Consider the following 13,326-nt stretch of genomic DNA (forward strand, 5'->3'; position numbering starts at 1 on the left):
TGGACGGGCGCCGCTCGTCCAGCATCACGGGACAGCGCTGATGCGCTTCTCCCGACTTCGTATTCTGGGCTTCAAATCCTTCGTCGAGCCCGCTGAATTCATCATCGAGCCTGGCCTGACCGGCGTGGTCGGACCGAACGGCTGCGGCAAGTCCAATCTTGTTGAAGCGCTGCGCTGGGTGATGGGCGAAAGCTCCTACAAGAACATGCGCGCGTCCGGCATGGACGATGTCATCTTTTCCGGCTCGGGAACCCGGCCGGCGCGCAATACGGCTGAAGTCACTCTTTTTCTCGACAACACCGGCCGGACCGCACCGCTCGCCTTCAACGCGAGCGATGAATTGCAGGTATCCCGCCGCATCGAGCGTGAGTCCGGTTCGGTTTACCGGATCAACGGCAAGGAAGCGCGGGCCAAGGATGTGCAGCTCCTGTTCGCCGATCAGTCCACAGGCGCGCGCTCGCCCTCCATGGTCGGACAGGGTCGCATCGGCGAGCTGATACAGGCCAAGCCACAGGCCCGCCGCGCCCTTCTGGAAGAAGCAGCCGGCATTTCAGGTCTTCATTCGCGAAGGCACGAGGCTGAGTTGCGGCTCAAGGCGGCCGAAGCCAATCTGGAGCGCCTCGAAGATGTCGTTGCCGAACTGACGACGCAGGTGGAAAGCCTGAAGCGGCAAGCGCGTCAGGCGCAGCGCTTCAAGGCTTTGTCGGCCGACATCCGCCAGAACGACGCTCTGCTGCTGCATCTGCGGTGGAGCCACGCGAAAGCCCAGGCGCTGGAAGAACAGGTTGCGCTGGATGAGGCTATGAACCGCGTAGCGCAGCGAGCTGCGGCGCAGATGGAAAGTGCGAAAGAGCAGGCGGTGGGCGCGCATCACCTGCCGAAGCTCCGCGAAGCCGCCGCAGCCGCGGGTGCGGCCGTGGCACGCATGACGGTTGCCAAAACACAGCTGGAAGAGGAGGCGGCCCGTCTGCGCGCGCGGCAGGAGGAACTCGCCCGCCGCCTCGAGCAACTGGCCGCCGACCTTCAACGTGAAAACCAGATCGGCGATGACAATGGCGCGGCACTGAACAAGCTCGCCGAAGAAGAAGAGGCCCTTCGCGGAGAGGATGACGCGCAGGGCGAGCGCGAACGCGAAGCGGAAGCAGCGCTGGCGGCTGATCTTGCCGCTTTGCAGCACATGGAAGCAGCGCTTGCCACGGCCGCAGCAAAGCAGGCTGAAGCTGCCGCCTTGCACAAGCAGGCCGAGCGCACGCTTCTTGAAGCGAGGGATCGCGCCAGCCGATTGAAGCGCCAGGCCGGCGAGATCGAAAAGGATCAACAGGCGCTGGCTGCTAAGCTGGTCGCCCTCCCGGACCTTCAGGCATGCGCGACAAGCGTTGAAGCCGCCGTTGCGGCTGCGGCTGCGGCCGAGAGCGCCCACGCGGAAGCAGAAGCATGTGTCACCCAGGCGCGTCAAAAGGAGAGTGCTGCGTCCCTTGCCCTTGCGGAAACAAAGGCAAGCTGCGGTCGGCTGGAAACGGAAGCGCAAACCTTGCATGCGGTGGTGCATGCTGGTTCCGGCGGGCTCTGGTCGAGCGTGCTTGACGACATCATGGTGGAACCCGGCTTTGAAGCTGCTTTAGGCGCGGCCTTCGGCGAAGACCTCGACCTGCCGCTCGATGTCGAAGCACCGGCGCACTGGGGCGAAGCACTGCCGTCGCACGCCGATCCGGCGCTCCCGGCGGGGGCCGAACCGCTGGCGCGCTACATTCAGGCCCCGGCGCAGCTCCATCGGCGCTTGGCGCAGATCGGCCTCGTGTCACATGGGGACGGCGCGGCTCTTCAGCCGCGGCTAGCCGTCGGGCAGCAGTTGGTGACCCGAGACGGCGCTCTTTGGCGGTGGGACGGTTTTCGTGCGGCCGCCGACGCGCCAACCCCTGCAGCACAGCGTCTTGCGCAAAAGAACCGGCTCGCCGAACTGGAGCGCGAGATCGCCATGGCGCGATCGGTCGTGGAAGGGGCAACGCGGCAAGCGCAGGCGGCTTCTGAAACCCACCGGCAAGCCGCAGAGCGGGAGCGACAAGGCCGAATCGCGGTGAAGCAGGCGCAAGCTGAGCTAGGGCAGGCGCGAGAAGCCCTGTCGCGTGCGGAGCGCGCATCGGGTGAGCTGTCGGTTCGACAGGCGAGCTTGAGCGAGGCCGCGTCGCGCCTGGCGGAAAGCTTGGGGGAGGCCGATCGAGATGTGCGGCATGCTGAAACCACCCTGGCGGCAGCACCGGATCTGAAGCGTTTGGCAGATGCATTCGCCCGCATTTCGGAACAGGCCGCCAAGGCGCGGACGCTGCATGGCGACCGTCGGGCCGCATTCGAAACCCTGAAGCGGGCCGCCGAAATGCGCCGGCAGCGCTTGGCGGGCATCGCGGCCGAGCGGGGAAGCTGGTTGAAGCGCGGAGAGGACGCGCAGCGTCACCGTGCTGTGCTACTCGCTCGCCAGGAAGAAGCTCGAGCAGAAAGCGCGCAGCTGGCCGAAGCGCCGGATGATCTTGAACAAAAGCGCAAGGCGCTCTTGAGCGAAATCGCCGTAGCGGAAAAAGCGCGGCAGCAGGCCAGATCGACGTTGCAAGCGGCCGAAAAACGTCAGTCCGAACTTGATCGGGAAGCCACTGCCGCCTTGGCCGCCTTGGCGGAAGCCCGGGAAGTTCGAGGGCGCATCGAAGAACGTCTGGCGGCGGCGGATGATCGCCGCGACGAAATCGAACGACGCATCACCACGATCCTCAACGTGCAACCGCATCGGGTGCTTGAGCATGCGGGCCTCGCAAACGACGCGAACCTGCCCCCCGAAGCGGAAGTCCAGCAGCGCCTTGAGCGCCTGAAAACCGAACGCGAGCGGCTGGGCGCCGTGAACCTGCGGGCGGATGAGGAACAGCAGGAAAAGGCGGAGCGCCTTCAAAGCATTGTGTCGGAGCGGGACGATGTCGTGGAAGCCATCCGCATGCTGCGCGGAGCCATCAGCAGCCTCAACCGGGAAGGGCGCGAACGGCTGCTGGCGGCCTTCGACCTGGTTAATGTCGAGTTCCAGCGGCTTTTCAGCCACCTGTTCGGCGGGGGAACGGCCGAACTGCAGTTGATCGAGTCCGACGATCCGCTGGAAGCTGGGCTCGAGATCCTGGCCCGCCCGCCGGGCAAAAAGCCGCAAACCATGACGTTGCTCTCGGGCGGCGAACAGGCGCTGACGGCGATGGCCCTGATCTTTGCGGTGTTTCTCACCAATCCTGCCCCGATCTGCGTGCTGGACGAAGTCGATGCCCCCCTCGACGACCACAATGTCGAGCGCTTCTGCAACCTCATGGACCAGATGGTCGCTTCAACCGAGACCCGCTTCATCGTGATCACGCACAACCCGATCACCATGGCGCGCATGAACCGCCTGTTTGGCGTCACAATGGTGGAGCAGGGCGTCAGCCAGTTGGTTTCGGTTGACCTCGAGGCTGCCGAGCAGTTGCGCGAAGCCAGCTGACAGGGGCGTGTGACCTCAGCTTCCAAACCCTGCCTTGCGAACGGCGGGAGCGTAGCTTCGGCTGACCGGAAGAACGTCGCCGTTTTCCAGTTCCAACTCCATGCGGCCATCCCTTGAAAGAACGCGCTTCACTGCATGTGCGGCCACCCAGTGGGAGGGGTGGATCTGCAGGCCTTCCACCCCTGCTGTTTCGCTGATTGCGTCGGACAAGCGGATCAGCACCAAGGGTTTGCCGCGATCGGTAACGACCTGCGTGTAGTGGTCTTGCACCGAAAGGGCGAGGAGGCGGCCTCGCTGCGGATGGGGCAAGCGCTGCAGGATTCGCGGTAGCGCCGCAGGGGCAGCTTCGGATTTCCCCGTTACCGGTTCCGTTGCTGAAGATAGGAGGTCTGGCTGCTTGCGGCGCAAAAGCGTGAAGGCGGTGGCGACACCCAGCGCAATGGCCGTGCAATAGCCGAGCAGCGTCAGTGGACGCATCGTTCCCTGATGACCGAAGCCATAGGCGAAGGCGTTGACGGCAAGTACCACAAGCGTGACCGGCGGCCCGGCTGCAAGTCCACCGAGCAACACGCAAGGCGCATTGGGCCAGTTGCGGGCCTGGCCCCAGTTGATGACCAGCGCAACAAAGAAGAGCCCGACCGCATAGGTCGAGACGGTCACGGCCAGCCAATAGGCAATCAGTTCAACGGGCGAAAAGTCGTGATAGGTGCCGAACGGGCCTGCGAGACCGAGAACGGATCCGACCAGCCCCGCGATCACCCAGGTGAGGGGTTCGCTGAAATGATCGCGCCATTCACGAAGCGTGAACTGCAGAGCGCCTCCGTTCACGAAGCGGACGGCCCGTCTGCGAAGCTTCCGTTGCGAGGCACACCGCCAAACGGAATGGAGGACAAATGATCACATTGAAGGAGGTCGATCATGTCCTTGCAGCCCTTGTTGGACGCTCCCCTTGCAACCCAGCTTCACGTCGCATGTGCCATCAGCGCCTTCTTGCTCGGCTCCGTGGTGGTGTTCAAGCAAAAAGGCGGCGCGGTGCATCGGATTCTCGGACGCATCTGGGTCCTTCTGATGCTGGGTGTCTCCGTCACGTCCTTCTTTATCTCGGACCTGGAGGTGATCGGCCCTTTTAGCCCCATCCACCTCCTGTCGGTGTACACGATCTTCGGCCTTGTGATGGGCGTTCGGGCGGCGAAACAGCGTCGGCTGGCGGTTCACCGCGGCTTCATGGTCTCGACCTATGTGGGCGCCCTGATCATTGCGGGCGCCTTCACCTTGATGCCGGGCCGCCGTATGCACGAGGTCGTTTTTGGGCCTGATGCCGGGCTCGCGCCCTCCTTGGCGGTTGTGGTTCTGGCATTCGTCGCATCCGCGCTGATCATGAGGAGGATGGTGAGGTCGCCGCGCGAAAAAGGCAATCGAGCGAGGGTTTTCGCCTGACGCTTCGGCCTCAATCGATTCGCATCGATTGGCAGGATGCGCCGTACTTGCCAAGCTTCGCCGCGCGTCCTATCGCCACCCCACGGGTAGTTCAAAGTTCCATGGGGACGGGTTCATGGCAAAGTGGGTGTACAGCTTTGGCGACGGCGCCGCCGAAGGGCGGGCAGGCGACAAGAACCTCCTTGGTGGCAAAGGCGCGAACCTCGCTGAGATGTGCAGCTTGGGCCTTCCCGTTCCGCCCGGCTTCACCGTTACCACGGAAGTCTGTTCCTATTATTACGCGCACAACCAGAGCTACCCGCCGGAACTGAAGGATCAGGTGCTCGCCGCGCTTCATCGCGTGGGGGAGATCACCGGGCGGCGCTTTGGCGACAAGGACAAGCTGCTGCTGGTTTCGGTGCGCTCGGGCGCGCGCGCGTCCATGCCCGGCATGATGGACACGGTTCTGAACCTGGGGCTGAACGACGAAACGGTTGAAGCCCTGGCAAAGGATGCTTCCGACGAGCGTTTCGCCTGGGACAGCTACCGCCGCTTCATCCAGATGTATTCCAATGTTGTGCTTGATATCGATCACGAGCACTTCGAGGAAATCCTGGAAGACTCCAAGGCGCGGCTGGGCGTGGAGCTCGATACAGAAATCAAGGCTGCCGATTGGCGCAAGATCGTCGGCTTGTACAAGGGCAGGGTGGAAGAAGAGCTCGGCTCGCCCTTTCCGCAGGATCCGCAGGAACAGCTCTGGGGCGCGATCGGCGCAGTGTTTTCGAGCTGGATGAACCAGCGCGCGATTACCTACCGCCGCCTGCACGACATTCCCGAAAGCTGGGGCACGGCAGTCAACGTGCAGGCGATGGTGTTCGGCAACATGGGCGAAACCTCCGCCACCGGTGTCGCCTTCACCCGCAACCCGTCCACCGGCGAAAAGGCGCTCTACGGAGAGTTCCTGGTGAACGCGCAGGGTGAGGACGTGGTGGCCGGCATCCGCACCCCACAAAACATAACGGAAGAAGCCCGCATTGCCGCGGGATCCGACCAGCCGTCACTGGAAAAGGTCATGCCGGAAGCGTTCGGCGAATTCGTGCGCATCGCAGGCGTGCTGGAAAAGCACTACCGCGACATGCAGGATCTCGAATTCACCATCGAGCGCGGCAAGCTCTGGATGCTGCAAACGCGGTCCGGCAAGCGCACGGCCAAGGCGGCGCTGAAGACGGCCGTTGAGATGGCGGGGGAAGGGCTGATCACGCGCGATGAAGCGGTGGCACGCATCGATCCTGCCTCGCTCGACCAGCTCCTCCATCCAACCATCGACCCCAAGGCTGAGCGCAACGTCGTGGCGGTTGGTCTGCCGGCGTCGCCCGGTGCAGCAACGGGCGAGATCGTGTTCACCTCCGACGAAGCGGAGGATCTGAAGAAGCAGGGCCGCAAGGTCGTGTTGGTGCGGGTGGAAACGAGCCCGGAAGACATTCACGGGATGCATGCGTCCGAAGGCATCCTGACCACGCGCGGCGGCATGACCAGCCACGCGGCCGTTGTCGCGCGCGGCATGGGCAAGCCATGCGTATCGGGTGCAGGGTCGCTGCGCGTCGATGCGCGGGCTGGCACGATGATGGTCATGGGGCAAACCTTCCGCAAGGGCGACATCATCACCATCGATGGTTCCAGCGGGCAGGTGCTGAAGGGCGCGGTGCCGATGTTGCAGCCGGAATTGTCGGGTGATTTCGCGGCGATCATGGAATGGGCCGACGGCATCCGCCGCATGAAGGTGCGCACAAACGCTGAAACGCCCGCCGATGCGCGCATGGCGCGCTCGTTCGGCGCGGAAGGCATCGGCCTTTGCCGCACCGAGCACATGTTCTTCGACGAAGATCGCATTGTCGCCATGCGCGAAATGATCCTGTCCGACACGGAAGACGGGCGGCGAAAGGCCTTGACCAAGCTCCTGCCGATGCAGCGCGCCGACTTCGGCGAACTGTTCGAAATCATGGCTGGCCTGCCGGTGACGATCCGCTTGCTTGACCCGCCCCTGCACGAGTTCCTGCCCCATACCGACGAGGAGATTGCGGAAGTCGCAACCGCAATGGGCGTGGCACCGGAAAAGCTCCGCCAGCGGACAGAGGAACTGCACGAGTTCAACCCGATGCTCGGCCATCGGGGTTGCCGGCTTGCCGTGTCCTATCCCGAGATCGCCGAAATGCAGGCCCGCGCGATCTTCGAAGCGGCGGTGGAATCCGCCAAGAAGACCGGCAACCCCGTTGTGCCCGAGGTCATGATCCCGCTGGTCGGGCTCGTGAAGGAGCTCGACTTCGTGAAGGCGAGCATCGACAAGGTCGCCAAGGAGGTGATGGCGGAAGCCGGCACGGAGATCACTTACCTCGTCGGAACAATGATCGAACTGCCGCGCGCGGCTTTGCGGGCGCAGAAGATTGCCGAAAGCGCGGAGTTCTTCTCCTTCGGCACCAACGACCTGACCCAGACCACGTTCGGCATCTCGCGCGACGATGCGTCGAGCTTTCTGGAAACCTACCGCCAGAAGGGTATCATCGAGCAGGATCCGTTCGTGTCGATCGACGTGGACGGCGTGGGCGAACTGGTGCGCATCGCCGCCGAAAAGGGACGCCAAACACGTTCTGACATCAAGCTCGGCATCTGCGGCGAACATGGAGGCGACCCTGCGTCCATCCGCTTCTGCGAAGAGGTAGGTCTCGACTACGTCTCGTGTTCGCCGTTCCGCGTGCCGATCGCGCGGCTCGCGGCAGCGCAGGCTGCGGTGCGGAAGTGAGGGCTCACGCGGCGCTTGTTGCGCCGCGCAGGATCCCGTCGAACAACTGGTGCAACTGGTCCACATAGCCGTTGCGACCGGAAGGCGCGGTGGGATCCGAGATCATCACACACATCACGCCGGCTTGCGGCGCAACAAACAGCATCTGTCCGCCGTAACCCCAGGCATAGCGAACCGGCATGCGGTCGACCTCGCGCAGGAACCAGCCATAACCGTACTGGTGCCCGGTCCAGGGAGACGAGGTGCGCGCGGTCCAGGAGCGCTCTATCCAGGCCGGCGATACGACCCGAACGTCGCCCGCCTTGCCGTTGTTGCAGTACATTTCACCAAAGGCGAGCAGCGCGCGGGGCGACAGCACCATGTCGTTGCCACCGAAATAGATGCCCTGAGGATCCGTTGGCCACGGCGGGATGGTGATGTCCAGCGGCTCGCCCAGCCAGTCTCTGGCAAGCTGCAGCGTAGAGCGGCCGGTGATGCGCGTGAGAATGGCGGACAGAAGATGCGTGTTGCCGGTGGAATACAGCATCCGTCCGCCAGGCTCATCGACGAACGGTTGATCAAGCGCGGCACGCACCCAGCTGCGGCTGGACACCCAGCGTCCGTAATTGGGGCCGGATGTGCGTTCAAGCCCCGACTGCATGGACAGGAGGTTGCCGATCGTTACCTCCGCCAGACGCGGATCCGCATTGGCGGGGACGGCACTGCCGAGCAGGGGCACGATCGGCTGATCCACGCCCTCCAACTCACCCCTTTCGATCGCAATGCCGACAAGCGCCGACAGAACCGTTTTCGACGCCGACTTGATGTTGACGCCGCGGTCGAGGGAACCGCCGCTGAAAGCCTCTTCGATAAGCGGCGCGCCACTTCGCGTCACGATCAGGGACCGCAAGGCCTCGAAGCTTCGGGCCTGCCGCAGGACACTGTCCTGCCAACCGGCTGCTTGCGCGGACGCCTGCTTGTGGAGGAGGGAAAAGCCGACGGCAGCGGCGCCGGTCAGCACCGCGCGGCGAGAGAGTTTGGAAGGTAGATTAAAGGAGGCCATGCGTGGCAGGTGGCACGGGAATGGCGCAGTTCCATGGCCGGACAGTCACAACATGGCTGCCCGGTCATCACAATGCGCGGAGAAGCCGGAGCCTCAGTTGTCGATCGACTTGTCCGTCTTGTTGTCGACAGCCTCGATGCGGACCTTCTTCGGATCGAAGGCACCGTGGCCGGCAATCGGAGCCACGCCTTCATACGGCTGCTCATAGGCCCACATCACGTCGTCCATGGATTCACCGACAGCCGTTGCACGCCAATAGGTGGCGACGCCCTTGTGCGGGCACTGCGTGGTGGTTTCCGTTTTGCGCAGGAAGGTGAAGTAGATGTCCTCGAAGGGGATATAGAACACCGGCTCATAGGAGCCTTCGCGCAAAAGCAGAGCGCGCTGGGATGACGCGATCACCGCGTCCGAATAGGTGACGTTCACGACGCCATCGAACGGCTCAATCGTGATATGCGACTTCGGCTTTTCGGTTGCAGCAACGGAAGAAGCAAAGCTGTCCATGGTGGATCTCCTGCGTGGCGTTCGACGGGAAACGCGCGCCACCGAGCCGTGTTCCAAACCGGCAAGACGCCTAAAGAAGAATGGGGTGCTCGTCAGCCTGTTCAGAAGCGCTGAAGCTGTCGATCACTCCGGCCATGGAGCGGGCAAGGGAACCCACCGCGTGGTCAACATCGCCGGCGTCCTGAACCCGCATCGTCGTGCCATCATGCGCCAATACCACCAGGAGCACCTTGCGCCGGGCGGCTTCCTCATCCGGCACAGACACTGCCGCGATCTCGCGCGCATCGGGCAGGATGTCGCCGGGCATTCGAAACAGCAGCTCACCCTTCAGTCCCGCAAGCGCCTGTGCGAGCGCGGTTTCAAACCCGACCACGGAAACGTCCTGCACCTGCAAGGCGAGTTCCAGTTCGAGCGTATCGAGCGCCTCGGCGATCGCCAGGTCATCATGGGAAATCTGCAGCGCATGCATGGGTGACCTCCAGATCGGTTGCAATGCCTCGCGCAAACCTCGTTTCTTGGCTTCCAAGGTGTCGCAAATAAGGCACAGGCAAGAGACAGCATGCTTGCGTAGCACGGTTCCTTTCGCTGCGGAAGAAAGCGGGGCCGGCTATGCACAGCCAGCGAGATACTGGACATCGGGCCGTTTCGTGTCTCTATACCAGCCGAAAGCCGACTGGAGGAACATATGCTCGGATTGATGCAGCAGTGGCCGCTTCTTTGCCACAAGATCCTTGATCACGCTGCCACGCAACATCCAAACCGCGAGGTGGTGTCGCGCTCGGTGGAAGGCCCGATCGTACGCACCACCTTTTCGCAAATCCATCTCCGCGCCTGCAAAGTGGCGCAACTGTTCGCGCGCGAAGGCTATCAGCCCGGGGACCGCATCGCGACGCTTGCCTGGAACACGGCGAACCACATCGAAGCCTGGTATGGCATCATGGGCATGGGCGGCGTTTACCACACGCTGAACCCGCGCCTGTTTCCCGACCAGATCGCCTGGATCATGAACCACGCGCAGGATCGGGCACTGTTCACCGACCTGACCTTCATGCCGCTGGTGGAGAAGCTTGCGCCTGCCATTCCGTCGCTGAAAAAGATCATCGTTCTCACGGATGGTGCGCATCTGCCGCAAACCAGCCTGCCTAATGTCGTCGCCTATGAGGATTGGCTGAAGGAAGCCGACGGCGATTTCACCTGGCATAACTGCAATGGCGACGAAAACACCGCGGCTGGCATGTGCTACACGTCCGGCACCACGGGGGATCCCAAGGGTGTCCTGTACAGCCACCGCTCCAACGTGCTTCACGCGATGATGGCGAGCATGCCCGACGCGATGGGCATTTCCTCGCGCGACGTCGTCCTGCCAGTGGTGCCGATGTTCCACGCCAATGCCTGGGGCCTGGGTCAAAGCGGCCCCATGGTGGGCGCAAAGATGGTGATGCCGGGCGGAAAGATGGACGGCGCGTCCATTTATGAACTGCTGGATACGGAAAAGGTCACCTTCTCGGCCGCGGTACCAACGGTTTGGTTGATGCTCCTCCAGTACCTCGAAGAAACCGGCAAGAAGCTGCCTTACATGAAGAAGGTGGTGATCGGTGGTTCGGCCTGTCCACGCGTCATGGTCCAGAAGTTCCAAGACAACTATGACGTCGAGGTCATTCACGCCTGGGGCATGACGGAGATGTCGCCACTCGGTTCGCTGTGCTCGTTGAAGGCGGAATACGCCGACCTCTCGGGCGAAGCCAAGCTCGACGTCCAGCAGACCCAGGGACACGCGCCCTTTGGCGTCGAAATGAAGGTCACGGACGACGAAAACAACCCACGCCCATGGGACGGAAAGACGTTTGGCCGTTTGAAGGTGAGGGGCCCCGCCGTAGCCCGCGCTTATTATGGAGGCGCCGGCGCGGACCAGTTCGACGAGGAAAACTGGTTCGACACCGGCGACGTCGCCCATATCAATCCGGAAGGCTACATGCAGATCACGGACCGGGCGAAGGATGTGATCAAGTCGGGCGGTGAGTGGATCTCCACCATCGATCTGGAGAACCTCGCCGTGGCCCATCCCGATGTGGCGGAAGCAGCCGTGATCGGCATTGCGCATCCGCGCTGGGACGAGCGTCCGCTGCTCGTGGTGGTGAAGAAGCCCGGCAAGGAACCGACGCGAGAAGATCTCTTGAGCTTCATGGAAGGCAAGATCGCCAAGTGGTGGATGCCGGACGACGTGACCTTCGTCGACGAGATCCCCCATACGGCAACGGGCAAGATCCAGAAGATAACCCTGCGAGAGCGCTTCAAGGATTATCAGCTGCCGACCGCCTGAGGCGTCCCGGTTGGTTGCCGTTTATCCCGAGCATGTTTCACGGTCGGCGCGCTGGTCGCGCCGGCTGGCCGTTTTTGGCGTTGTCTTGTTTCTGGCCGCCGCCGCCGCACATCGCTTTGAACGGCTGGACACGCAGAGCTTCATTCTGGCTCTAGGGCTGGTGGCGCTCGTGTTCGCCAGCTCAATCCTGGCCTTCGTTTATGCGTTCTACCGCATGTGGAACGAAGGCGATCGCGTCGGAAGCAACCTTGCGGTGGCAGCCCTTGTGCTGCTGGCGGGGCTGACGCCCTTTGCCGCTACTGCTTATCGCGGCTTCACCACGCCGATGTTGAACGACATCACCACGGATACGGAAAGCCGCCCCGTGCTTGCGGTTGTACGGGATCGCACGCCCTGGATGAACGCGCCGCGCGCCATGAGGGAAAGCGAGGCGGAAGCTCAACTCGCCGCTTATCCGCAGGTGATCGGTCACAGCTATACCTTGCCCGGGGAAAAGATGGCGCAGATCATCAACGGCGTGGTGGCGGCGCGTGGCTGGACGGTCCTGCGACCCTTCGGCTCGGTGGCGGAAGGCGGCTCCGCCACCCTGAACGCGGTCGCTCGATCGTTCCTCGTGGGCTTCCCCGCAGACGTTGCCATCCGCATCATGGATGACGGTACGGCGACTTACGTCGACATGCGCTCGGCCTCCCGGTACGGACGCCATGACTTCGGCGACAACGCTCAGCGCATTCGGCGCTTCTTTGCTGATCTCGACGCAGCGGTTCTCGCCGATGCCGCCAAGCCTCAGGTCGTCCAGTAACGCGCGTCAAGGGCCGGAAAGGGTTCCGCCTGGAGGACACCGCGGGCGACAAGATCCTCGACATGGGCATAAACGGACAGTCTGGCGGCGCCATGGAGGCGCGGATCAATATCGCGGTAGATCGCGGCCACGACCTCGGCGATGGTCCGGTCGCCGGCGCTGAACCGCTCCAGGATCGCGCGCTCGCGCATCTTGCGATGGGCTTTCAGGCCGCGCACGAAGCGCAGCGGGTTCTCCACGTTGCCGCCATGGCCTGGAAGGTAAAGCGTGTCGTCGCGCTCAAGCAGACGATCGAGCGACCGCATGAAGTCGGACATCGCGCCATCCGGCGGCGCCACCACGGTTGTGGCAAAGGCCATCACGTGATCGGCAGAAAACAGGAGGCCGGTCCCTTCCAACGCAAAGGCGCAATGGTTGGCGCAATGGCCCGGCGTGTGGATTGCCCGGATGGCAAAGCCGTCGCCTTGCACGAGTTCATCGTCGGCCAGGGTTTGGTCAGGGGCGAAATCGTAATCCGAGCTTTCCGCGAAGGGATTGCTTTCGCCATCGCGCAAGGGGCGCGCTGCGCGGTGCGGGCCTTGCGCGTAAACCGTGGCGCCCGTTTCGGCCACTATGGCCTTGGTCAGCGGAGAATGGTCGCGGTGCGTGTGGCTCACAAAGATGTGGGAAACGGGACGCCCGTTGATCGCGGCGAGCAGGGCCTGGAGATGGGCCGGGTCGTTCGGACCAGGGTCAATCACCGCCAGCGTGTTTCGCCCGACGATGTAGCTGTTGGTGCCGTGGAAGGTAAAAGGTCCGGGATTGTTGGCCGTCACGCGCAAGACGTCGGGCGCAATCGGCAGCGGCTCATCGGCCCGACCGTCGAAGGCAGTGTTGAACTCAAGCGACATGATCACCTAACAACTGTTTGAGACCGCTTACCATGGAAGCGGCTGCAGGCAAAGAA

10 protein-coding genes are annotated in these 13,326 nt (G+C 63.1%); 5 read left to right on the forward strand and 5 right to left on the reverse strand.

Annotation, left to right across the window (positions count from 1 at the left end; genetic code table 11):
- Positions 1-40: 40 nt before the first annotated feature.
- Positions 41-3,499 carry a chromosome segregation SMC family protein gene (locus J5Y06_RS09175; RefSeq protein ID WP_209334831.1) on the forward strand — a complete coding sequence of 1,153 codons (3,459 nt, stop codon included), beginning with the start codon at positions 41-43 and terminating at the stop codon, positions 3,497-3,499.
- Positions 3,500-3,514: 15 nt separating this feature from the next.
- Here J5Y06_RS09175 and J5Y06_RS23440 read toward each other — a convergent pair whose 3' ends face one another.
- The gene (locus J5Y06_RS23440; RefSeq protein ID WP_209334832.1) at positions 3,515-4,327 is read right to left on the reverse strand and encodes a LytTR family DNA-binding domain-containing protein; all 813 of its coding nucleotides are present in this window, start codon (positions 4,325-4,327) and stop codon (positions 3,515-3,517) included.
- Between the two features lie 90 nt (positions 4,328-4,417).
- On the opposite strand from J5Y06_RS23440, the gene J5Y06_RS09185 reads away from it, so the two are divergent.
- A complete protein-coding gene (locus tag J5Y06_RS09185; RefSeq protein WP_209334833.1) occupies positions 4,418-4,936 on the forward strand; it encodes a DUF2306 domain-containing protein in 519 nt (172 codons plus the stop codon).
- A 115-nt stretch (positions 4,937-5,051) separates the two neighbouring features.
- Positions 5,052-7,712, forward strand: coding sequence for a pyruvate, phosphate dikinase (ppdK, locus tag J5Y06_RS09190; RefSeq protein ID WP_209334834.1), 2,661 nt, complete (start codon positions 5,052-5,054; stop codon positions 7,710-7,712).
- Between the two features lie 4 nt (positions 7,713-7,716).
- On the opposite strand, the gene J5Y06_RS09195 is transcribed toward ppdK, so the two are convergent.
- The 3 genes from J5Y06_RS09195 to J5Y06_RS09205 all read right to left on the reverse strand — a co-directional run bounded on the left by J5Y06_RS09195 (position 7,717) and on the right by J5Y06_RS09205 (position 9,727).
- Positions 7,717-8,754 (reverse strand): serine hydrolase domain-containing protein, encoded by a 1,038-nt coding sequence (locus J5Y06_RS09195; RefSeq protein WP_209334835.1) that lies wholly within the window; start codon positions 8,752-8,754, stop codon positions 7,717-7,719.
- Positions 8,755-8,847: 93 nt separating this feature from the next.
- Entirely contained in the window at positions 8,848-9,258 is a 411-nt protein-coding gene (locus J5Y06_RS09200; protein WP_209334836.1) for a DUF427 domain-containing protein, read from the reverse strand.
- A gap of 70 nt (positions 9,259-9,328) precedes the next feature.
- Positions 9,329-9,727 (reverse strand): hypothetical protein, encoded by a 399-nt coding sequence (locus J5Y06_RS09205; protein ID WP_209334837.1) that lies wholly within the window; start codon positions 9,725-9,727, stop codon positions 9,329-9,331.
- Between the two features lie 216 nt (positions 9,728-9,943).
- Between J5Y06_RS09205 and J5Y06_RS09210 the strand changes: the two genes are divergently transcribed.
- Both J5Y06_RS09210 and J5Y06_RS09215 read left to right on the forward strand, forming a co-directional pair.
- Positions 9,944-11,578, forward strand: a complete 1,635-nt coding sequence (locus J5Y06_RS09210) for a fatty-acid--CoA ligase (protein ID WP_209334838.1) — start codon at positions 9,944-9,946, stop codon at positions 11,576-11,578.
- Positions 11,579-11,588: 10 nt separating this feature from the next.
- Complete coding sequence (locus J5Y06_RS09215; RefSeq protein WP_209334839.1) at positions 11,589-12,380, forward strand: DUF1499 domain-containing protein; 792 nt, start codon at positions 11,589-11,591, stop codon at positions 12,378-12,380.
- Here J5Y06_RS09215 and J5Y06_RS09220 read toward each other — a convergent pair.
- A complete protein-coding gene (locus tag J5Y06_RS09220; protein ID WP_209335111.1) occupies positions 12,365-13,270 on the reverse strand; it encodes an MBL fold metallo-hydrolase in 906 nt (301 codons plus the stop codon). The two genes, J5Y06_RS09215 and J5Y06_RS09220, sit on opposite strands and share 16 nt — an antisense overlap.
- Between the last annotated feature and the right edge of the window lie 56 nt (positions 13,271-13,326).

The organism is Tianweitania sediminis, assembly GCF_017813335.1.
GTDB classification, from domain to species: Bacteria; Pseudomonadota; Alphaproteobacteria; order Rhizobiales; family Rhizobiaceae; genus Tianweitania; species Tianweitania sediminis.